This is a genomic window from Mesorhizobium sp. 43Arga, assembly GCF_053714255.1.
The window spans coordinates 141,022-161,344 of the sequence record NZ_JBSKBO010000003.1 but is presented as its reverse complement, the minus strand read 5'-3'; the positions used below and the strand labels follow the sequence as shown (position 1 = coordinate 161,344).

The 20,323-nt window shown below is 62.0% G+C and carries 21 protein-coding genes; 5 read left to right on the top strand and 16 right to left on the bottom strand.

All coding sequences use genetic code 11. From position 1 onward, the window contains the following. Positions 1-60: 60 nt before the first annotated feature. From bamA to ACWGS8_RS13385, 8 genes are all read right to left on the bottom strand, one after another. On the bottom strand, positions 61-2,436 hold the full coding sequence (bamA, locus tag ACWGS8_RS13420) for an outer membrane protein assembly factor BamA (protein ID WP_454581406.1): 2,376 nt from the start codon (positions 2,434-2,436) through the stop codon (positions 61-63). A gap of 217 nt (positions 2,437-2,653) precedes the next feature. Beyond that, complete coding sequence (gene rseP / locus ACWGS8_RS13415; protein WP_454581405.1) at positions 2,654-3,796, bottom strand: RIP metalloprotease RseP; 1,143 nt, start codon at positions 3,794-3,796, stop codon at positions 2,654-2,656. A 95-nt stretch (positions 3,797-3,891) separates the two neighbouring features. Then, on the bottom strand, positions 3,892-4,707 hold the full coding sequence (locus ACWGS8_RS13410) for a phosphatidate cytidylyltransferase (protein WP_454581404.1): 816 nt from the start codon (positions 4,705-4,707) through the stop codon (positions 3,892-3,894). Next, positions 4,704-5,438, bottom strand: coding sequence for an isoprenyl transferase (locus tag ACWGS8_RS13405; protein ID WP_454581403.1), 735 nt, complete (start codon positions 5,436-5,438; stop codon positions 4,704-4,706). The genes ACWGS8_RS13410 and ACWGS8_RS13405 overlap by 4 nt, the downstream gene beginning before the upstream one ends. A gap of 32 nt (positions 5,439-5,470) precedes the next feature. Next, complete coding sequence (gene frr / locus ACWGS8_RS13400) at positions 5,471-6,025, bottom strand: ribosome recycling factor (protein ID WP_010909550.1); 555 nt, start codon at positions 6,023-6,025, stop codon at positions 5,471-5,473. A 108-nt stretch (positions 6,026-6,133) separates the two neighbouring features. Next, entirely contained in the window at positions 6,134-6,856 is a 723-nt protein-coding gene (pyrH, locus tag ACWGS8_RS13395; RefSeq protein ID WP_454581402.1) for a UMP kinase, read from the bottom strand. 160 nt (positions 6,857-7,016) lie between these two features. Next, the gene (locus ACWGS8_RS13390) at positions 7,017-8,126 is read right to left on the bottom strand and encodes an aldo/keto reductase (protein WP_454581401.1); all 1,110 of its coding nucleotides are present in this window, start codon (positions 8,124-8,126) and stop codon (positions 7,017-7,019) included. 37 nt (positions 8,127-8,163) lie between these two features. Further along, positions 8,164-8,706 carry a nuclear transport factor 2 family protein gene (locus ACWGS8_RS13385; RefSeq protein ID WP_454581400.1) on the bottom strand — a complete coding sequence of 181 codons (543 nt, stop codon included), beginning with the start codon at positions 8,704-8,706 and terminating at the stop codon, positions 8,164-8,166. 111 nt (positions 8,707-8,817) lie between these two features. Between ACWGS8_RS13385 and ACWGS8_RS13380 the strand changes: the two genes are divergently transcribed. Then, a complete protein-coding gene (locus ACWGS8_RS13380) occupies positions 8,818-9,753 on the top strand; it encodes a LysR family transcriptional regulator (protein ID WP_454581399.1) in 936 nt (311 codons plus the stop codon). A gap of 13 nt (positions 9,754-9,766) precedes the next feature. Here ACWGS8_RS13380 and tsf read toward each other — a convergent pair whose 3' ends face one another. The 5 genes from tsf to ACWGS8_RS13355 all read right to left on the bottom strand — a co-directional run bounded on the left by tsf (position 9,767) and on the right by ACWGS8_RS13355 (position 13,541). Beyond that, positions 9,767-10,687, bottom strand: a complete 921-nt coding sequence (gene tsf, locus ACWGS8_RS13375; RefSeq protein ID WP_454581398.1) for a translation elongation factor Ts — start codon at positions 10,685-10,687, stop codon at positions 9,767-9,769. A gap of 110 nt (positions 10,688-10,797) precedes the next feature. Further along, positions 10,798-11,580: a 30S ribosomal protein S2 gene (gene rpsB, locus ACWGS8_RS13370; RefSeq protein WP_010909556.1), complete on the bottom strand. Its 783-nt coding sequence runs from the start codon at positions 11,578-11,580 to the stop codon at positions 10,798-10,800. Between the two features lie 207 nt (positions 11,581-11,787). Then, positions 11,788-12,399 (bottom strand): LysE family translocator, encoded by a 612-nt coding sequence (locus tag ACWGS8_RS13365; protein WP_454581397.1) that lies wholly within the window; start codon positions 12,397-12,399, stop codon positions 11,788-11,790. Continuing rightward, on the bottom strand, positions 12,396-12,674 hold the full coding sequence (locus tag ACWGS8_RS13360; RefSeq protein ID WP_454581396.1) for a DUF4031 domain-containing protein: 279 nt from the start codon (positions 12,672-12,674) through the stop codon (positions 12,396-12,398). Before ACWGS8_RS13360 ends, ACWGS8_RS13365 begins: the two co-directional genes overlap by 4 nt. Positions 12,675-12,710: 36 nt before the next feature. Further along, complete coding sequence (locus ACWGS8_RS13355) at positions 12,711-13,541, bottom strand: cell envelope integrity EipB family protein (RefSeq protein WP_454581395.1); 831 nt, start codon at positions 13,539-13,541, stop codon at positions 12,711-12,713. Positions 13,542-13,679: 138 nt separating this feature from the next. Here ACWGS8_RS13355 and ACWGS8_RS13350 point away from each other — a divergent pair, with 138 nt between their 5' ends. The 4 genes from ACWGS8_RS13350 (at position 13,680) to ACWGS8_RS13335 (ending at position 16,695) form a co-directional block, all read left to right on the top strand. Next, entirely contained in the window at positions 13,680-14,144 is a 465-nt protein-coding gene (locus tag ACWGS8_RS13350; protein ID WP_454581394.1) for a RidA family protein, read from the top strand. Positions 14,145-14,157: 13 nt separating this feature from the next. After that, the gene (locus ACWGS8_RS13345; RefSeq protein ID WP_454581393.1) at positions 14,158-14,886 is read left to right on the top strand and encodes a glycerophosphodiester phosphodiesterase; all 729 of its coding nucleotides are present in this window, start codon (positions 14,158-14,160) and stop codon (positions 14,884-14,886) included. A 55-nt stretch (positions 14,887-14,941) separates the two neighbouring features. Continuing rightward, complete coding sequence (locus ACWGS8_RS13340) at positions 14,942-16,156, top strand: GNAT family N-acetyltransferase (RefSeq protein WP_454581392.1); 1,215 nt, start codon at positions 14,942-14,944, stop codon at positions 16,154-16,156. A gap of 107 nt (positions 16,157-16,263) precedes the next feature. Next, positions 16,264-16,695: an HIT family protein gene (locus tag ACWGS8_RS13335; RefSeq protein ID WP_454581391.1), complete on the top strand. Its 432-nt coding sequence runs from the start codon at positions 16,264-16,266 to the stop codon at positions 16,693-16,695. A 169-nt stretch (positions 16,696-16,864) separates the two neighbouring features. Here the strand turns inward: ACWGS8_RS13335 and clpA are convergent, their stop codons facing one another. The 3 genes from clpA to ACWGS8_RS13320 form a co-directional block, all read right to left on the bottom strand. Further along, positions 16,865-19,333, bottom strand: a complete 2,469-nt coding sequence (gene clpA / locus ACWGS8_RS13330; protein WP_010909564.1) for an ATP-dependent Clp protease ATP-binding subunit ClpA — start codon at positions 19,331-19,333, stop codon at positions 16,865-16,867. A 6-nt stretch (positions 19,334-19,339) separates the two neighbouring features. Continuing rightward, complete coding sequence (clpS, locus tag ACWGS8_RS13325) at positions 19,340-19,669, bottom strand: ATP-dependent Clp protease adapter ClpS (RefSeq protein WP_454581759.1); 330 nt, start codon at positions 19,667-19,669, stop codon at positions 19,340-19,342. A gap of 279 nt (positions 19,670-19,948) precedes the next feature. Further along, positions 19,949-20,278 (bottom strand): phasin family protein, encoded by a 330-nt coding sequence (locus tag ACWGS8_RS13320; RefSeq protein ID WP_454581390.1) that lies wholly within the window; start codon positions 20,276-20,278, stop codon positions 19,949-19,951. Positions 20,279-20,323 lie beyond the last annotated feature (45 nt).

Here is a 20,323-nt window from a genome sequence, read left to right as displayed (position 1 = left end):
CAGCTAGGTCGGAACATTTCTCCCGGATCCAAAAAACCCGGGAGCATCGTTGGCCGCCGATCAGAAGCGGGTCGATATGCCGAAGTTAAATTCCTGCACGTCGTCGCTCGCTTCCTTTTTGACCGGGATCGCGTAGTCGATACGGATCGGGCCGAACGGCGAAGCCCACATCAAGCCGAGACCGACCGAAGCGCGCACCTTCATGCCAGTAGAATCTTGATTGACAAGGCCGGTTGCGAGCTTGCTGCCATAAAGCGTCGCCGCATCTGCAAACACCGCGCCGCGCAGGCCAAAGCTCTCGGGAATGACCGGCAGCGGAAACTGGGCCTCTGCCGAAGCGTTGAAATAGGTCGTGCCGCCCAGATGGTCGCCGCTGGTGTCGGAAGCAACCGGGCCGATGCCACCATAGGCAAAGCCGCGGATCATGCGATCGGTGCTCTGGAAGTGATCGAAGATGCGCAGGTCGCCATTGTTGCCGTAACCCTCGACATGCCCTGCGCCACCTGAAATGAGCCCGACAAGGTCAAGCTGCTCGGACAGCGTCTGATAGACGCTGCCGCGTCCGGTGATCTTCACGAACTTGGCATCGCCGCCAAGACCCGCGACCTCGACGGTCGTGTTGGCATAGATACCCTCATGCGGGTTCTTCATGTCGTCGATGGTGTTGTAGACCAGCCCCAGGCTGACCGACGACTTGATCCAGGGGCTTTCCGCGATGCCATCCAAGATGGCCTGGGAAATGTTGCAGTTGCCCTGCGGAAGCGCATCAGTGGGATTGCAGCTGTCGTCGACCTTATACTTCTCTTGAGAGATGTTATACGCCAGCTGTGTCGTAATGCTGTTGGTGATCGGCAGGCCGAAGCGCACCGTCGCACCGGTGGTGTCGCTGTCGTAGTTGCCGTTGTACTGCCTCGTCGACTTGTAGATGTCGAAGCCCGCTGCGATGCGTCGACCGAGGAAATACGGCTCGGTGAACGATACGGCGTAGTCGCGCGAATTCTTGCCGCCACCCGCCGACAGCTTGATGAACTGGCCGCGGCCGAGGAAGTTGCGCTCGGTGATCGACCCTTCGACGGACGGACCTGCCGAGTCGCCGCCGGTCGAATAGCCGGCGCCAACGGAGAATTCACCGGTCGACTTCTCGACCACGTCGACCACCAGCACGACCTGGTCGGGCTGCGAGCCGGGCACCGTCGAGATTTCGACTTTGTCAAAATAATTCAGGTCTTCCAGGCGCTTCTTCGCGCGCTGGATGAGCACCTGGTTGAACGCATCGCCTTCGCTGACGTCGAACTCACGGCGGATGACATAGTCACGCGTGCGGTCGTTGCCGCGGATCTCGATGCGCTCGATATAGGCCTTGGTGCCCTGGTCGACCGTATAGACCACCGAAATCGTATGGTTCTCGAAATTGCGGTCGCCGCGCGGCGTCACCTGCGCGAAGGCATAGCCTGAACCCGCCACCTTCTCGGTGAGCGCGATAATGGAGTCCTCGACATCCTTGGCGTTGTAGACGTCGCCCTTGCGGGTCTCGACCACCGATTCCAGCGACTTGGAGTCGACTTCCGGGATCGTGCTTTCGACGCTGATATCGCCGAAATTGTAGCGTTCGCCTTCCTGGACGGTGATGGTGACCGTGTATTTGTTCGTCGCGCTGTCGAGTTCGCCGACGGCCGACACGACCTGGAAATCGGCATAGCCGTGATTGTAGTAGAAGCGGCGCAGCAGCTCCTGGTCGGCCCGCAGCTTGTCCTCGTCATAGACGTCGTCGCGCAGGATAAACGACACCCAGGACGAACGCTTGGTGTTGATCACGTCCGACAGACGGCGGCTTGAATAGGCGCTGTTGCCGACGAAATTGATCGCCGCGATCTGCGTCCGGTCGCCTTCGGTGATGTGGAAGACCACGTTCACGCGGTTGTCGCCGAGTTCCATGACCTGCGTGGTCACGCCGGCATCATCGCGACCGATGCGCCTGTAGGCGGCCTTGACAGCCTCGACGTCGGAATCGAGCGTCGCCTGGGAGAACGTGCCGCGCGGCTTCAGCTGAACCGCTGCCTCGAGCGCATTGTCCTTGAGCTTCTTGTTGCCCTGGAACAGCACCTGGTTGACGACCTTATATTCGGCGACCTTGACCACCAGCGTCGAGCCGACCTGGTTGATCTGGACGTCCGAGAACAGGCCGGTGCCGAACAGCGCCTTGACGGCCGCGTCGACGTCCGAACTGGAGAAGGCCTTGCCCGGCTTGATGGTGATGTAATTGCGGATGGTTTCGGCGTCGACACGCTGGTTGCCGCTCACCTCCACCCTGCTGACGACAGCGGCTTCAGCCGCCGATGTGGCAACGAATTGTACTGCGAGCGCACCTGGCACGACCAGAGCGGCGGACAGTGCCGCCGCTGACGCGGCGCTCAGAAACTTGGATGCTGCCTTCATCGGGCTTAATAACCTTTTCTCGTAGTCCCCACGGCGAGAAAACCGGACGTGCGGTAATTTCCCCTACCGTATTAACCGGATTTTCCCTACACGCAAGGCTTCTGGTTAATTTGTATTTACTTAACCCTGGTGCGTGGCTTTCGCGTCACTCATATCCCCGTGCATGGTAAACGGCGTCTCAACATCGACCATGCCAAAGCCAAATTTCTTCATGATTTCAGCATCCAAACAGATCGTTCCAGAACACGAAACCCATGAAGCACAAGACCAGGAGCAGACCGGCCCGATAGGCCATTTCCATCATCCGTTCCGACACCGGCCGGCGAATGACGGCCTCCACCCCGTAGAACAACAGATGGCCGCCGTCGAGGGGGGGAATCGGCAAAAGGTTTAGAAAACCTATGCCGACGGAGAGCAGCGCGACGAGCTGCACCAGCCATTCGAAACCGAGTTTCGCCGCCTTGCCGGCCATGTCCGCGATCTTGACGGGACCGCCCAACTGACACTTGTCCTCGCGCCCGACGGCGAAACGCTGCAAGAACTGGCCGGTGCGCTCGATGACGTGGCCTGTTTCCTCGACTGCCGCCGCAACCGCCCCGACCGGCGTGTAGGTGATGAGACGAGGCTGACCGAGTTCCTTGTTGTTGACGACGCCGATCACGGCGACCTTGACCTTGTTGCCGAGCGCGTCTTGCTGCTCCATCAACTGCGGCGTCGCTGTCACCGTGACTTCCTTGCCGTCGCGCCGCATGACAAAGGTGATGGTATCGCCGGCGCGGCCCGAGACCAGCCGCTGCACATCGCCAAAGGTTTCGACCTTGCTGCCGTCGACACTGACGAAGCGATCGCCAGGCTGGATGCCGGCCTTTGCCGCCGGACTGTCTGCCGTGACTTCCGCCACCATGGGCTCTGCGACATAGCGCCCATAGGAGGCAAACAGCACGGAAAAGACGACGATCGTCAGCAGGAAATTGAACAGAGGCCCGGCCACCACGGTCGCCGCGCGCTTCCAGATGGCCTGTGTGTGGAAGGCGACCTTGCGCTCCTCGTCGGTCAGCGTCTCCAGCTCTTCCGACGTGGGCTGGCTGGAGGTGGCGTTCATGTCGCCGACAAATTTGACATAGCCGCCAAGCGGTATGGCGCAAAGCTTCCAGCGCGTGCCATGCCGGTCATTGAAGCCGATGAGTTCGGGGCCGAAGCCGATCGAGAAGGCCCTGACCCCGATGCCGCACCAGCGGCCGACGAGGTAGTGGCCCATCTCGTGGACGAACACCACCACGGTCAGCACGAACAGAAACGGCACGAGCGTGCCGAGAAACAAGCCTTCCGTGCTGAAAATCGCGTGAAGAATCCCGTTCAACTCATGTCCTCAAATTCTTCCGCTGTCGCCGTGACTGTGACATCAATCCAGGCGAATCCAAGGCACGCCCGCACCAGATCGTGAAACGACACCGTTCAAATCGGAAACAGCCCCTGTGCCGGATGATCGGCGCCCGCCGAAATCCAGCCAATGACGTATAGGGCAAGAGCCGCCGCGACAAGCCCGTCGACACGATCCATGACGCCGCCATGGCCTGGAATGAGCATGCCCGAATCCTTGCGGCCATGCCGCCGTTTGACCCAGGATTCGAACAGGTCTCCGGCCTGGGCCACAATCGAAAGCGCAAGCGCCACAAGGCCGAGCAAGGCCAGATTGCCGGCACCGGCGGCTGCTGCCAGCACGACCCCGGCGACAACGCCACCAGCAGCGCCGCCGAGCGCGCCGCTGCGCGTCTTGCCGGGCGAAATCGACGGCGCCAGTTTGGGACCGCCGATGGCGCGCCCGACGAAATAGGCAAAAATGTCGGTCGCCCAGACGACCGCGAACAGGAACAGGATGGCGACGAGGCCCGAATGGTCGCCATCACGCAGCAGGGCAAGCGACAGGCCGGACACGCTGGCATAGGCAAGACCACTTGCCTCCCACTGCCCGGCCTTGCGAACCACGGCGGCAATCGCCGTAACGGCAATCAGAATCACGACGAGCAGCAGCAGCCATGGCGCGGCAAGCCCGGCAATCAAGGCGCCGATGAACACGACGACCAGTGCTTCGGGCAGGAAGCCAAGCCCATTGGCCGCGGCTGGCCGCGACATGCGTGTCCACTCGTAGAAGATCATCGCCGACATGGCCGCGCACAGCAGCCGGAAAGGCAGGCCGCCAAGCCAGGTCAGGCCGAGGGCGATGACGGCAAGCACGACCGCTGAAATGACGCGGAGCTGAAGGTTGCTCATCCCGCGGCCGGTCGCGAAGCGACGTCTGGCTGGCCCAATCCGCCGAAACGGCGCTCGCGGCCGGCAAATTCGCGCAACGCCTCGGCAAGGTGTTCGCGGCTGAAGTCAGGCCAATAGCATGGCAGGAAGACGAGCTCGCTGTAGGCGGCCTGCCACAACAGGAAGTTGGACAGGCGAAGCTCGCCGCTGGTGCGTATGACCAGTTCCGGATCGGGAATGCCTTGCGTGTCGAGACCGCCGGCAAAGCTATCGGCGGTGATCGATTCGGCGTCGATTTCGCCGCGCGCCGCGGCCAAGGCAAGCTTGCGTGCCGTGCGGACGATCTCGTCGCGCCCGCCATAGTTGAAGGCGATTACCAGCGTCAGGGACTCGTTGCGGGCGGTCAGCGATTCGGCCTCTTCGAGCAACCCCCTGATATCCGCCTGCAGCCCTGCCCTGTCGCCGATGATCCTGACCCGCACGCCGCTCTGGTGCAGTTCGGCAAGATCTCGGCGGATGAACAGTTTCAACAGCCCCATCAGGTCACTGACCTCGGACTTCGGCCGCGACCAGTTCTCCGACGAGAAAGCGTAGACCGTCAGGAAGGAGATGCCGAGATCGGGCGCCGCGCGCACGGTCTTGCGCAACGCCTCGACGCCGGCGCGATGACCGGCAAGCCTCGGCATGCCGCGCGCCTTGGCCCAGCGTCCATTTCCATCCATGATGATCGCGACATGCGCGGGCGTTGTCATGATCTCGCTTTCGGGTCAGCCAGCGGCCAACCCTAAACCTGCATGATTTCAGCTTCCTTGTCGGAAAGCAGATGATCGATGGTGCTGATCGTTTCGTCGGTAAGCTTCTGGACCTGGTCCGAACGCTTGCGCTGATCGTCCTCGCTGATCACGCCATCCTTCTCGGCCTTCTTCAGGAAGTCCATGCCGTCGCGGCGCACATGGCGCGCGGCGACACGGGCGTTCTCGGCGTAGCCGTGCGAGATCTTGACCAGTTCCTTGCGGCGCTGTTCGTTGAGCTCCGGCAGCGGAATCCTCAGATTGGTCCCGTCGACGATCGGGTTGAAGCCCAGGTTGGATTCGCGGATGGCGCGGTCGACCGCGCCGACCATCGACTTGTCCCAGATCGACACCGAGATCATGCGCGGTTCCGGCACCGTGACGTTGGCAACCTGGTTGATCGGCATGGTGGTGCCATAGGCCTGCACCTGGATGGCGTCGAGCAGATTGCTGGAGGCGCGGCCGGTCCGCAGCGAAGCCAGGTCATGCTTGAACGCGGCGATTGCCCCATCCATGCGCCGCTTGAGATCGTCGTACTCACCACTCATCTTAGTCTCCTCGACCCGTCTGCCGCGGGTTCACTGCCTCGGGGCAAGGCCCCGTTCGAGCCTGATTTTCGAACAGCCGGTTTTCCCTTTTAGGGATCAGGCCCCGGATCAATCGTCCGCGACGACCGTGCAACGGCCGCCGCCCCTCAGAATATCGCCAAAACCACCTTTTTCGTGGATCGAATAGACGATTATCGGAATGTTGTTTTCGCGCGCAAGTGCAATCGCAGCCGTATCCATGATGGAAAGGCCACGATTTATGACTTCGGCGTGGCTGATGCGTTCGAACCGGGTCGCATTCGGATCCTTTTTCGGATCGGCCGAATAGACGCCATCGACTTGCGTGCCCTTGAACAGCGCATCGGCGCCGATTTCGGCCGCGCGCAGTGCCGCCGCCGAATCAGTGGTGAAGAACGGATTGCCGGTGCCGCCGGCAAAGATCACCACCTTGCCCTGGTTCATGTAGGCGGTAGCCTGGCGCTGTGAAAAGCTTTCGCACAGCTCCGGCATGGCGATCGCGGACAGCACCACGGCGTCGACGCCGATCTTGTTCAGCGAGGTGCGTAGCGCCAGCGAGTTGATGACCGTGGCAAGCATGCCCATGTGGTCGCCGGTGACGCGGTCTCCGCCCTTGGAGGCGACGGCCACGCCGCGAAAGATATTGCCGCCGCCGATGACGACGCCGACCTCGATACCCAGCGCGCGGGCCTCGGCGATGTCGGCGGCAATGCGATCCACGACCGAGACATCGATGCCGAAATGTTGTTCGCCCATCAACGCTTCGCCCGACGCTTTCAGCAAGACACGTCGGTAGAGGGGCTTCACCGTCATCTGGTCCTCGTCATTTTGTATGTGGTCACGCCTGGGCAGGCCGCCCTCGCGCAGGCGCCGCGCCCCGAACATTGGCGCGATGCCGAGTTCCGATACACGAAGGGCGCCGCGATGTCACGCGGCGCCCGACGGGCAAATGGGTGGCAACCTGCCGGATCGATCAGTCGGTCGACACGCTGGCTGGCTCGCCCTCGACAAGCACCGGCGATGCATAGCCGGACGGCTTGTCACCGGTTGCGGCACCGCCCGTGACGCGCGCCTGTATCTGCGGCCCGAAATAGGAATAGGGGAACGGCGCCGGCGTTCTGCTGACCGAATCCAGGCGATCGCGAAGCGTTGCCGGAATCTCGAAGTCCAGCGCGCCAAGATTGTCCTGTATCTGGGCAAGCGTGGTCGCACCAAGGATGACCGTGGCAATCCCCGGCTGCGTCGCCACCCAGTTGATCGCGACCTGTGGCATGCTGCGGCCGAGCTTGGATGCGACCTTTTCGAGTTCGGCCACGATGGCCCAGTTGCGTTCCGTGAACTTTTGGAATCCCGGATGCGTCGAATTGCGGAAGCCGTCGAGCCGGCCGGCATTTCCGGCCTGAGCCGGCCGATACTTGCCGCTCAGCAGCCCGCTGGCCAGCGGGCTCCAGACCATGATGCCGGCGCCATGGCGCGTGCCGAAAGGCACGAACTCGTTCTCGATCGAGCGCTCGGCCAGGGAGTATTCAAGCTGCAGGGCCGAAACCGGCTCATATCCGCGCAGTTCGGTGATCGCCTGTGCCCGCCCTGCATACCAGGCCGGCACATCGGACAGGCCGACATGGCGCACCTTTCCTATCCGCACCAGGTCATCGAGCGTGCGCATGACCTCTTCGGCCGGCGTCAGCCTGTCCCACACATGCATGAGATAGAGATCGATATAGTCGGTGCCCAGCCGCTTCAGTGAGGAATCGACGGCCCGCATGATGTTCTTGCGGCCGTTGCCGCCGGCATTCGGATTGCCCGCCTGCATGTTCATGGTGAACTTGCTGGCGATCACCGCGGTGTCGCGCAAGCCTCGGTCGGCGATGAATTCGCCAAGCCAGGCTTCGGCCGTGCCGCCGGTGTAGAGATCCGCCGTGTCGAAGAAATTGCCGCCCGCCTCGACATAGGCATCGAACATCGCGCGGGCTGTGTCCCTGTCGGCTCCCCAACCCCATTCCTTGCCGAAAGTCATCGTACCCAACGCCAGCCGGCTGACCCTGAGGCCGCTGTTGCCAAGCGTGTAATAGGTCATGGTCATGATCGTCTTCCAATGCTTGCTGGTGAATGCCGCTCCGTCACTGGCCCGCAGTGTCATTGCCCGGCGTTGCCTTGACCCAGGGGTTGCCGCGCTCATGCGTCATGTGGAACGCGAAGCCGTCGACCTTCCAGCCGGCGGCGGAGCGCGTCAGATGATGCTCATAAGTGCCCCAGACTTCCCAAAGCGGGTCGCCATTGCCCTCCATCCGGTTCCAGGCATAGCCGTTCGAACGGACCGTCGCCGTATCCGCCTCGAGAACGACCTGGTGATTTGTGCGCAGATGCAGGCTCGTCTTGCCGCCCTTGAGATTGCCGGCCCAGGCGCCGATCAGGTCGTCGGAGCCGATGTTGGCCGCCGGCTGCCCGGACAGGCTGCTGAAATCGGCGGTAACCCGATCCGCGAAGTAGCTGCGCGCCAGTTTCCAATTCTGCGCGTCGACGGCACGGTCGATGGCATCGGCAATCCGAATGACGGCGCGTTCGTCCGCGAGCGCATGCCAGCCGACTGGTTCGGCCCCGCCGGCATCGATCGGCGCCAGCGCCATGCCTGCCGCGAACGTTACGTGCTTCAACGCGTTCATGTCTCTTCTCCTTGATGCCATCAGCAAATCGCTGTTGCGGACAATGTGGGCCTCTGCCCTGACATCGATAAGATTGCACTGTTCGTAAAGACCATGCGATATTGTTCATGAATGGACCGGGATCTTCTCACACATCTGCCCGTCATCGTAGCCGTTGCCCGGCGCGGCCGCTTCGGGCTTGCCGCGGCCGAACTCGGCATGAGCCCATCAGCGGTCAGCCATGCCGTGCGCCTGGTCGAGGAGCGCATAGGCCAGCCATTGTTCGCTCGCACGACGCGCAGCGTTTCGTTGACAGAAGCCGGCAAGGCGCTGGTGGAGACCGCGGCCCCTGCCCTTCAGGATATCGGTGAACGGGTCGATCGAATCCGCAGCGTCAAGGGCAGGCCGTCCGGCCTGCTCAGGATCAACGCCTCCACCATCGCGATTCCATTGGCGGTGACGCCTGTCGTCGCGGCGATGGCCGAGCGCTATCCGGACGTTACGGTGGAGATTTTCGCCGATCAGGGACTGGTCGACATCGTCGGCGAAGGTTTTGACGCCGGCATCCGGCTGGGCGAGATGATCGCGCAGGACATGTTGGCCGTGCGGCTCACACCTCCGTTCAAAACCGTCATCGTCGCCTCCCCCGCCTATATCGGGCGCCGCGGCCGTCCGCGCAGCGTGGCCGATCTCGCCAACCACAATTGCATCGGCTACCGGCTTGTCCGCTCCGGTGCCCTCTATCGCTGGGATCTGACCGAAGACGGCAAGGATATCGCCATGGAGACCGGAGGCACGGCCATCGTCACGGATTCGCTGGCGGCGATTAACCTGGCGCTTGCCGGAGTGGGCCTCGCCTATATGTTCGAGCCGCTGGCGCGCGCCGATCTTGCAGCCGGCCGCCTGGTGCAGGTTCTGCCGCAATCGGCAATCGAGGAACCTGGCCTTTTCCTCTACTTCCCGCGCCGGGCGGCGATGGCGCCGAAACTGCGGGCCTTTATCGACACCGCACAAGAAATCGGCCGGACATCCCTGCGGACATCCGGCCGAAAAACGCTTTCGGACTAAAGCGGTAGGAAGTTTACTTCTTGACCGCCGCAGCGACTTCCGCCGCGAAATCGGTCTCTTCCTTTTCGATGCCTTCGCCGAGCGCGAAGCGCAGATAAGCGGTGATCTTGGCCGGCGCGCCGATTTCCTTCTCGGCATCCTTCAGCGCCTTCTCGACGGTGATGTCGGGATTGAGCACGAAGGCCTGCTTCAGGAGCACGACTTCCTCGTAGAATTTGCGCAGGCGGCCCTCGACCATCTTTTCGATGATCGCTTCCGGCTTGCCGGACTGGCGCGCCTGATCGGAGAAGATGGCCTTCTCGCGCTCGACGGCTGCCGGATCGATCTGCTCCGCCGTCAGCGCCATCGGGTTGGTTGCGGCGACATGCATGGCGACCTGACGGCCAAAGGCGTTGGCGGCATGTTCGTTGCCGGTGGTTTCGATCGCAACCAGCACGCCGAGCTTGCCAAGACCGTCGGCAACCGCGTTGTGGACATAGGTCGCAACCGCGCCATGCGGGACGGTCAGCTTGGCCGAGCGGCGGAAGCCCAGATTCTCGCCGATGGTGCCGACAGCATCCTTGATAGTGTCGGTGACCGACTTGTCCGAACCCGGATATTTCGCGGCAGCCACGGCTTCCGTCGTGCCATAGGCGAGAGCAACCTTGGCCACGTTGGCGACGATTTCCTGGAAAGCGGCGTTGCGAGCAACGAAGTCGGTCTCGGAATTGACCTCGACGACGGCAGCTTCGCGCACTCCGGCATCGACGCCGATCAGGCCTTCGGCCGCGGTGCGGCCGGCCTTCTTGTCCGCCTTGGAGATGCCCTTCTTGCGCAGCCAGTCGACGGCTTCTTCCATGTTGCCGTTGGTCTCGTTCAACGCCGCCTTGCAGTCCATCATGCCCGCGCCGGTCAAGTCGCGGAGTTCTTTGACCTGTGCAGCCGAAATGCTCATTGTCGCCTCTTTGTTTTAAATGCACCGACGCACCACCGGCACTCGATGATGCGTCCGTTTAGCGTGCCAAAATATTAGAAAGATGAAGGCCGGAACCGGCCCTCGCCGTTTTACGCCTGCGGGGCCTCGGTCGACGGAGCCGGATCGAGCGCCGGCTCGACCGGGGCTTCGACCGAAGCGCCGATATCGACGCCGAGCGCGCCCTGCTGACGGGCGATGCCGTCGATCGCAGCCTTGGCGATCAGGTCGCAATAGAGCTGGATGGCGCGGGCCGCGTCGTCATTGCCGGGGATCGGGAAGTCGATCTTGTCCGGATCGCAGTTCGAATCGATGATGGCGACCACCGGAATGCCGAGGCGCTTGGCCTCCAGGATGGCGATCGCTTCCTTGTTGGTGTCGATCACGAACATCAGGTCAGGCGTCGAGCCCATGTCCTTGATGCCGCCGAGCGCCTTGTCGAGCTTCTCGCGCTCGCGGTCGAGGTTCAGGCGTTCCTTCTTTGTCAGGCCCTGGGCCTCGCCGGCCAGCATCTCGTCGAGCTTGCGCAGGCGCTGGATCGAATTCGAGATCGTCTTCCAGTTGGTCAGCATGCCGCCGAGCCAACGCGAATTGACGTAGTACTGGGCCGAACGCTGCGCTGCGTCGGCGACGATGTCGGACGCCTGGCGCTTGGTGCCGACGAACAGCACGCGGCCGCCCTTGGCGACGGTGTCGGAAACCTGCTTCAGCGCCTGGTGCAGCAAAGGCACCGTCTGCGAGAGGTCGATGATGTGGATGTTGTTGCGGGCGCCATAGATATAGGGCGCCATCTTCGGGTTCCAACGGTGGGTCTGGTGGCCGAAGTGAATGCCAGCTTCCAAAAGCTGGCGCATGCTGAAATCAGGCAGAGCCATTCTCATTTTCCTTTCCGGTTAGCCTCCACGGACACAGGCATTTTTGGACAATGTCCTCGAACACCACCGGAGGTTTCAGCCGGATTTCTCCCGGGCAGACACCAAAGTCCGTGTGTGGAATGAGCGCGCATATAGAGGGGAAGCGCGACAAACGCAAGCGGGCCAGCGTTTTATGTGCCAGCGTTTTATGTGCAAGCGTGTTACCGCTCAGCGTGCGGCAATCAGCGCTCCGGTGCCGATCATGGCGCTGCCGGCAAACCGGTTCATCAGCCGCATGCCCTTCGGCGTCCTGAACCAGCCCGAAGCCCGGCCCGCAAGGGCTGCATAGACCCCCATGGTCAGGATATTGACGCTGATGACGGTGGCCACCACCAGCAGGCCATCGACAAAAGTCAGCGTGTCGAGGTTGAGGATCAGCGGCATGATCGAGGCGTGGAACAGGATCGCCTTGGGGTTGCCCAGCGCAATCGACGCGCCGAGGAAGAACGACCGGGACAATCTCGCCTCGCCCGTCCGCAGCTCATTTGATTGGGTGGCCGAGGCGCGCCACATCTTGATGCCGAGAAAGATCAGATAGGCGGCGCCAGCATATTTCAGCAGGAGAAATATCCATTCGAAGGTTTGCGCCAGCGCCACCAGGCCGAGCAGCGCCAGAGTGACCAGCACGGCATCGCCGGCGGCAACCCCGACACCGGCCATGAATGCGCGAAGGAAACCGCGCGACACTCCATTGGTGATGACCGTGAACATCGCTGGCCCCGGCGTGGCGGCGGCGAGTGTGACGGCGGCGCAATAAGCCAGAAATGCCGTTGGTGTCATCGCTTGGCCTTTCCATTGGGCACCCGCACGCGCCGGAAGATCGCGACGATCTCCTCGCGGCTGCATTCGATGGCGCCGAGCCGCACCGCGCGGTCGCGCTCGAAACCGGTTATGTCATAATGCGGAGCGGATGTCTTGGGCGGTCCCTCGTAGGAAGAACGCTTGACGCCCAGGGCGGCGGCGAAACGATGCAGCTCGTCTATGTCGTCGGCCATCAGGTGGCACCAGCGATGGCCGGCCCATTTCCAGATCGCCGCGTCGACATAGACTGCCATCAAGCCCGCCACGGCCAGCTCAATTGAGCAACCCTCCTATTTCGACGCCGGACAAGGCTTCGTCTGGTCGAAAAGTGACAGGTTGACCAGCTTGCCGGTCATCGAGAAGTCGCCATAGTCCATGGTGAGATCACGGGTGATGCCGTTCTCGTGCAGCTTGAAGCTGATCCGGTATTCCGGCACTTCCTCGCCGTTCTGGGCGTTGTCGTCGAAATAGGCGATGTCGACCGGCCAGTACTTGTCGGTGGCGAGCTTGGCCAGCGCGGGAGCCTCCGGATCGATCTTGTCGGCTTCGGTCTTCTTGCCGACGACAACAGTAGTCGTCATCACCTTGTTGGCGTCCTCCGAGCCGTCGAACAGGTTCGTCTGGTAGAAATTCTCGCCTTTCTCGGCCTTGCCGATCAACTCGACAAGATGCTGGGTCGGAAACTGGGTGGCAGCGAGTTCCAGGCTGTTCTTCTGGGGCTTGTCGATATCGACCTTGAGGCCCTTGGCGTCTTTCGTGGCGATGCCCTTGACCTCCTTGTCGAGGTTCTGGTCGACAAAGGATTTGGTCACGAAGGAAAAAGTCTTGCCTTCGGCATCTTCGAAAGTCGTCGTCTGCTGGTCCGTCAGCTTCGTGCCCTCGGCGGTAACGATCTGGGTGACGAAGCGAAATTTCACCGTATAACCTTCGCACGCCGAGCCATTGAATTCATAGACCATGCGGCCGGATATGCCTGTTATACCGGAGCGATCGTCCGCCTTCTTGAGGGTAAGGTCATACACGGCGCGATGAGCCTGCAGCGCCGGTACTGCGAAGGCGGGGACCATCGGGAACACCGCTGACAACAGAACGGCATGGAATGCAAGGCGCGCTGCGCGCATGAGGTACTCCGATCGTCGCGGCTGATGGCAGGCCGCAGGGAAAGATGGTCCAGCTTAAAAAAACTCGTGGCGGAAGCGAGGCAAAAATAGCAATTTCGGCCCCGCCAGCGCGGCGCCTTCCAGCAATAGGGAAAAGCAATGAGTGAAACAATCGAAAAGCGGCTAAGCGATCTCGGCGTGACGCTTCCTGTCGCGGCCGCACCTGCCGCCAACTACGTTCCCTACTGCAGGTCGGGCAATCTGCTGTTCACCGCCGGGCAATTGCCGCTCAAGGACGGCAAGCTGCACGCGAGCGGCCTGCTCGGCCGCGACGTCGATACGGCAAGCGGCAAGGAGGCGGCGAAATACTGCGCGATCAACATTCTGGCGCAAGCCAAGGCTGCACTCGGCGACCTGGAGAAGATCAGCCGGCTGGTGAAGATCACTGTCTTCGTTGCCTCTGCCCCCGACTTTGTCGAGCAGCATCTGGTCGCCAACGGCGCTTCCGATTTCCTTGTCGCCGCCCTTGGCGAGCGCGGCAAGCACGCTCGCTCCGCCGTCGGCACCGCCTCCCTGCCGCTTAATGCCGCAGTAGAGATCGAAGCCATCTTCGAAGTCGAATGAACGAAGGCCTGACATGACCGACCTATCTTGGCTGATCGCTCGGCCCGTTGCCCATCGCGGCTTCCACGACATGAACAAGACGCGCTGGGAAAACACGCTTTCCGCCTTCACCGCCGCGGCCGAACGAGGCTACGCCATCGAATGCGACGTGCATCTGTCGTCGGACGGCGTTCCCCTCATCATCCATGACGACGATCTGAAAAGACTGACCGGACAGGACGGTTTCGTCTGGCAGCGCAGCGCGGCCGAACTGACCGCGCTTAGGGTTGGCGGCACATCCGACCGCGTGCCGACGCTGCAGGAAGCGCTCGACCTCGTTGACGGCCGCGTGCCCATGGTCGTCGAACTGAAAGGCATTCCCGGCCGCGATGAGGGACTGGTCGCCCGCGTCGGCAAGATGCTCAAGCGCTACAAGGGCAAGGCGGCGATCATGTCGTTCGATCACTGGCTGATCCGCGATTTCCCGAAAGATGCACCCGGCATTCCCGCTGGCCTGACCGCCTACGGCAAGGACCTCAAGCTGATCGAGGCGCATTTTTCCATGCTGGCGCATGAGCTATCCTTCACGTCCTACGCCGCCGGCGACTTGCCAAACCCGTTCGTCAGCTTCGTGCGTGAAAAGCTCAAAATGCCTGTCATCACCTGGACGGTGCATGATCAGCCCGCGATCGACCTGACGTTCAAATATGCCGATCAGATGACATTCGAAGGGTTCGAACCCGACCTGGTCAAAGTCGCTTGAGCGGAGTGTCTGAAACGTGATTTGTAGCGGCCCGGATGGAGCTTAAATAAGCCTCATGGATCAGGGCGACGATGGCGACGGGCAAACTGCAAATGCGGACTATTCGATCCGCATCGCCGCGGGCATCGGCGCGTTCACCTGCGACGAGTGGAACGGCTTTGCCGGCACCACGCGCGGCGATGCGGAAAATGGCTATAACCCGCTCGTTTCATTCGCTTTTTTAAGCGCCCTGGAAGATTCCGGCTGCGCCGTGCGGCGCACCGGCTGGCAGGGACATCATGTGAGGCTGGAGACCGCGCAAGGCAGGTTGCTGGGCGCTGTCCCCTGCTATCTCAAATCGCACAGCCAGGGCGAATATGTGTTCGACCACGGCTGGTCTGACGCCTTCGAGCGTGCCGGCGGCCGCTATTATCCGAAACTGCAATGCGCCGTGCCGTTCACGCCGGTCACCGGCCCTCGCCTGCTGGTCGGCAAAGGCGAGGATGCGGATGCAGTGAAGGCCGGGCTTGCCGCTGGCCTCAAAATGGTGACCGACAAGCTCGGCGTGTCCTCGGCACATGTCACCTTCGCACAGGAGAGCGATGTCGCGATGCTCGAGGCCGCCGGTTTCCTGCACCGCACCGACCAGCAGTTCCACTTCTTCAACGAAGGTTTTTCGACCTATGACGACTTCCTCGCCACGCTTGCCTCGCGCAAGCGCAAGGCGATGAAGAAGGAACGGCGCGAGGCGCTTGCCGATGGCATCACCATCGACCGGCTGACCGGCAAGGACCTGACCGAAAAGGCCTGGGATGATTTCTTCGCCTTCTACATGGACACCGGCAGCCGCAAATGGGGCCGCCCCTACCTGAACCGCCAGTTCTTCTCGCTGATCGGCGAGCGCATGGCGGACGATATCCTGCTGGTGATGGCCAGGCGCAACGGTCGCTACATTGCCGGCGCCATCAATTTCATCGGCTCGGACGCGCTCTACGGCCGCAATTGGGGCTGTATCGAGGATCATCCCTTCCTGCATTTCGAGGTCTGCTACCACCAGGCCATCGACTTCGCCATCGAGCGCAAGCTGAAGGTGGTCGAGGCGGGCGCGCAGGGAGAGCACAAGCTGGCGCGCGGCTACCGGCCGGTGACAATGCATTCGGCCCACTACATTTCGCATCCCGGCCTGCGCAATGCGGTGGCAGACTATCTCCAGCGCGAACGGCGCGAGGTGGAGCGGATGGGCGAATATCTCGAAGAACATACCCCGTTCCGCAAGGATCTCGAGGAGTAGCAGGCCTTCTGGCATGGCCGATCTCGCCTGATCGCCCGTCCCGTCGTCTTGCCGCTCCCGAAGAGCTTCGCTACACGGGACGCGAGGCAAAATCCGGAGTGTTCGCCATGGCTGAAACCGCCTATGAGACCGACAACATCTTCGCAAAGATCCTGCGTGGAGAAATTCCTTCGCACCGCGTCTACGAAGACGACGCCGTCGTCGCCTTCATGGACGTGATGCCGCAAGGACCCGGCCATACGCTGGTGGTGCCAAAAGCCCCGTCGCGCAATCTGCTCGACGCCAACCCGTCGACCTTCGGCCCGCTTTTCAACGTCGTCCAGAAGGTGGCACAGGCGGTCAAGAAGGCACTCAATGCCGACGGCGTCACCATCCTGCAGTTCAACGAGCCAGCCTCGGGGCAGACCGTCTATCACCTGCACGTCCATGTCATCCCGCGCTTCGACGGCATTCCGTTGAAGCCGCACACGGGCACGATGGAAAAACCCGAAGTGCTGGTTGAGAACGCCGCGAAAATACGCGCGGCGCTTGGGAGCTGACCTCACAACCGGCCAGCGGTTCGATCGCCCGGCTGAGCGCCATCTTGCATCAGCCGCCAGCGGATCGCTTTGCGGGCCCTGTTCGGGTTGAGGGCCGATCGGCCCCAGCCACCCTATTGCCCAAATGAAAAAAGCCCCGTTGCCGGGGCTCCTTTCGAGTGCGCGCCGATCAGCCCTTGCGGGGAAGTTGCGGGACCAGGCTGCGCTTGCCGCCATCCTTGCCCTTGGGCTCCGGCTTCTGCGCCACGACCTTCTTGGCGGCAGGCTTCTTGGCCACGGCCTTGGGCGGCTTCGGCGCGTCTTCCGGCTCTTCCTTCTTCGGCTTCACCGGCGCCTCGTCGGCCAGCGATTCGAGCTTCAGGCCGGTCTCGCCCGTTTCCTTCTTCTCGACGGTGACGCGCACCGTGCCGCCCTTCTTGAGCTTGCCGAACAGCACCTCGTCAGCCAGCGGCTTCTTGATGTGCTCCTGGATCACACGGCCGAGTGGCCGCGCGCCCATGCGCTCGTCATAGCCCTTGTCGGCCAGCCAGGCTATCGCATCCGGCGACAGGTCGAAGGTGACGCCACGCTCGGAGAGCTGGGCCTCGAGTTGCATGACGAACTTCTGCACCACCTGATGGATCACCGGCACCGGCAGCGAACCGAACGGGATGATCGCATCGAGACGGTTGCGGAATTCCGGCGTGAACAGCCGGTTGATCGCCTCGACATCGTCGCCTTCGCGCTTGGTCGACCCGAAACCGATCGCCGCGCGCTGCGCATCCGATGCGCCCGCATTGGTGGTCATGATCAGGATGACATTGCGGAAGTCGATCTGCTTGCCGTTGTGGTCGGTCAGTTTGCCGTGGTCCATGACCTGCAACAGGATGTTGAACAGGTCCGGATGCGCCTTCTCGACCTCGTCGAGCAGCAGCACGCAGTGCGGATGCTGGTCGACGCCGTCGGTGAGCAGGCCGCCCTGGTCAAAACCGACATACCCCGGAGGCGCGCCAATCAGCCGCGAAACCGTGTGGCGTTCCATATATTCGGACATGTCGAAGCGGATCAGCTCGACGCCGAGCGAGGCGGCGAGTTGCTTGGCCACTTCCGTCTTGCCGACGCCGGTCGGACCCGAGAACAGATACGAGCCGATCGGCTTTTCCGGTTCGCGCAGGCCGGCACGGGCCAGCTTGATCGCCGAGGTCAGCGCCGTGATAGCGGTGTCCTGGCCATATACGACACGCTTCAGCTCGATATCGAGGCCTTGCAACACCTTCTCGTCATCGGCCGAAACCGTCTTCGGCGGAATGCGCGCCATGGTGGCGATCGTCGCTTCGATCTCCTTGATGCCAATGGTCTTCTTGCGCTTGGCTTCCGGCACCAGCATCTGCGAGGCGCCGGTCTCGTCGATCACGTCGATCGCCTTGTCCGGCAGCTTGCGGTCGTTGATGTAGCGCGCCGACAGCTCAACCGAGGCCTTGATGGCTTCCGAGGTGTAGCGAACCTTGTGGAACTCCTCGAAATAGGGCTTCAGGCCCTTCATGATCTCGATGGCGTCCTCGATGGTCGGTTCGTTGACGTCGATCTTCTGGAAGCGCCGCACCAGAGCACGGTCCTTCTCGAAGAACTGGCGGAACTCCTTGTAGGTGGTCGAGCCGATGCAGCGGATCGCACCCGACGACAGAGCCGGCTTCAACAGGTTCGACGCGTCCATGGCGCCGCCCGAGGTGGCCCCTGCCCCGATCACCGTATGGATCTCGTCGATGAACAGCACCGCACCCGGATAGTCCTCGAGTTCCTTGACGACCTGCTTCAGCCGTTCCTCGAAATCGCCGCGGTAGCGCGTGCCCGCCAGCAGCGTGCCCATGTCGAGCGCGAAGATGGTGGCATTGTGCAGCACTTCGGGAACGTCGCCCTCGACGATGCGCTTGGCGAGACCTTCGGCGATCGCCGTCTTGCCGACGCCGGGATCGCCGACATAGAGCGGGTTGTTCTTGGAGCGGCGGCACAGCACCTGGATGGTGCGGTTGATTTCCGACTCGCGGCCGATCAGCGGATCGATCTTGCCGGCCTTGGCCTTGTTGTTGAGGTTGACGCAATAAGCCGTCAGCGCGTCCTGCTGCTGCTTCTTCTTGCCGCCTTCCTCTTGCGGCTCGGCGCCGTTCTGGCCGCCCTGCTCGTCATCGGCGCCGCGCGGCGAGCGCGTTTCCGATGCGCCGGGGCGCTTGGCGATGCCGTGCGAGATGTAGTTGACCGCGTCGTAACGGGTCATCTGCTGTTCCTGCAGGAAATAGGCGGCATGGCTCTCGCGCTCGGCGAAGATGGCGACGAGCACATTGGCGCCAGACACCTCCTCGCGGCCCGACGACTGGACATGGATCACCGCGCGCTGGATGACGCGCTGGAAGCCGGCGGTCGGCTTGGAATCCTCGTCGTAGCCGGTGACCAGATTGTCGAGCTCGGTGTCGATATAGGTGAGAACAGTGTGCTTCAGCTCGTCGAGATCGACGTTGCAGGCGCGCATGACGGCGGCCGCCTCGGTGTCGTCGATCAGCGCGAGCAGCAGATGTTCAAGGGTTGCGTATTCATGGTGCCGCTCATTGGCGAGCGTCAGCGCCTGGTGAAGCGCCTTTTCCAGGCCTTGGGAGAAAGCCGGCATGTTACCTCACTTCTTCTCCATCACGCATTGCAGCGGATGCTGATTCTGTCGGGCGAAATCCATGACCTGAGACACTTTGGTCTCGGCCACCTCGAATGTATAGATCCCGCACTCGCCCACTCCATGATTGTGAACATGAAGCATGATGCGTGTGGCGGCTTCGCGGTCCTTCTGGAAAAAACGCTCCAGCACATGAACCACGAACTCCATGGGAGTGTAGTCGTCGTTGAGGATGAGGACCCGGTAAAGGCTGGGCTTCTTGGTCTTGGTTTTGGTGCGCGTGATGACGGCCGTCCCGCGGCCGGCCTCATTGCCGTCGCCGCCGCCGTTTTGCATCCGCGCCACTTGTCTCGTGGCAGTCAAACCGATCGTCACGTAATCCTGCCTTTTTCGAATCCCCATGCGAGTTCGACATGTAGGTGTTCGATGGACGATTTTAAGCCCTTCTGGTTAGCTGACAATATGGCTAGGTGACCAAACTTGGCGGATTTTCGCAATCGTGAAGCGCTACGCCGCCGCAAACCGGAAATTAGCATGAAAAAACCCGGCCGCGTTTCCGCGACCGGGTTTTGTCCTGGGCCCAAAGGGCCGGATCTGAAACTGTCGGGGCGAAAATTACTTCGCCTTGGCAACGATCGATTCGAACGGCTTGTACGCTTCCTTGGCGAGTTCGGCATAGAGATCGCCAATTTTGGTGGCCTCGGCGACGAACGCCTCGTAGGACTGTTTGGCGTAGTCCGACTGGATCTCGATCGCCTTGTCCAACGACTTGGCCGCAAACAGCTTCTCGACGACGGCGCTGCCGGCCTCAAAGCTCTTCTTGGTGTATTCACCGGCCTCGGTGGCGATCGCCTGGGCGCCCTTGGAGAGCGAAGCGAAGCTCTTCAAACCGGTGTCCGCGAATTCCTTGCCGTATTTGCTGAAGTCCTCATAGGTCTGGGTCATTTCACGATTCCCTTGACGGTTGAGGCGTCCTTCTTCGGGGCGCCG

Coding starts and splice junctions, on each gene's coding strand:
- bamA (WP_454581406.1), bottom strand. CDS start 2,436: ATGAAGGCAGCATCCAAGTTTCTGAGCGCCGCGTCAGCGGCGGCACTG.
- ACWGS8_RS13410 (WP_454581404.1), bottom strand. CDS start 4,707: ATGAGCAACCTTCAGCTCCGCGTCATTTCAGCGGTCGTGCTTGCCGTC.
- ACWGS8_RS13405 (WP_454581403.1), bottom strand. CDS start 5,438: ATGACAACGCCCGCGCATGTCGCGATCATCATGGATGGAAATGGACGC.
- frr (WP_010909550.1), bottom strand. CDS start 6,025: ATGAGTGGTGAGTACGACGATCTCAAGCGGCGCATGGATGGGGCAATC.
- pyrH (WP_454581402.1), bottom strand. CDS start 6,856: ATGACGGTGAAGCCCCTCTACCGACGTGTCTTGCTGAAAGCGTCGGGC.
- ACWGS8_RS13390 (WP_454581401.1), bottom strand. CDS start 8,126: ATGACCATGACCTATTACACGCTTGGCAACAGCGGCCTCAGGGTCAGC.
- ACWGS8_RS13385 (WP_454581400.1), bottom strand. CDS start 8,706: ATGAACGCGTTGAAGCACGTAACGTTCGCGGCAGGCATGGCGCTGGCG.
- ACWGS8_RS13380 (WP_454581399.1), top strand. CDS start 8,818: ATGGACCGGGATCTTCTCACACATCTGCCCGTCATCGTAGCCGTTGCC.
- tsf (WP_454581398.1), bottom strand. CDS start 10,687: ATGAGCATTTCGGCTGCACAGGTCAAAGAACTCCGCGACTTGACCGGC.
- rpsB (WP_010909556.1), bottom strand. CDS start 11,580: ATGGCTCTGCCTGATTTCAGCATGCGCCAGCTTTTGGAAGCTGGCATT.
- ACWGS8_RS13365 (WP_454581397.1), bottom strand. CDS start 12,399: ATGACACCAACGGCATTTCTGGCTTATTGCGCCGCCGTCACACTCGCC.
- ACWGS8_RS13360 (WP_454581396.1), bottom strand. CDS start 12,674: ATGGCAGTCTATGTCGACGCGGCGATCTGGAAATGGGCCGGCCATCGC.
- ACWGS8_RS13355 (WP_454581395.1), bottom strand. CDS start 13,541: ATGCGCGCAGCGCGCCTTGCATTCCATGCCGTTCTGTTGTCAGCGGTG.
- ACWGS8_RS13350 (WP_454581394.1), top strand. CDS start 13,680: ATGAGTGAAACAATCGAAAAGCGGCTAAGCGATCTCGGCGTGACGCTT.
- ACWGS8_RS13345 (WP_454581393.1), top strand. CDS start 14,158: ATGACCGACCTATCTTGGCTGATCGCTCGGCCCGTTGCCCATCGCGGC.
- ACWGS8_RS13340 (WP_454581392.1), top strand. CDS start 14,942: ATGGATCAGGGCGACGATGGCGACGGGCAAACTGCAAATGCGGACTAT.
- ACWGS8_RS13335 (WP_454581391.1), top strand. CDS start 16,264: ATGGCTGAAACCGCCTATGAGACCGACAACATCTTCGCAAAGATCCTG.
- clpA (WP_010909564.1), bottom strand. CDS start 19,333: ATGCCGGCTTTCTCCCAAGGCCTGGAAAAGGCGCTTCACCAGGCGCTG.
- clpS (WP_454581759.1), bottom strand. CDS start 19,669: ATGCAAAACGGCGGCGGCGACGGCAATGAGGCCGGCCGCGGGACGGCC.
- ACWGS8_RS13320 (WP_454581390.1), bottom strand. CDS start 20,278: ATGACCCAGACCTATGAGGACTTCAGCAAATACGGCAAGGAATTCGCG.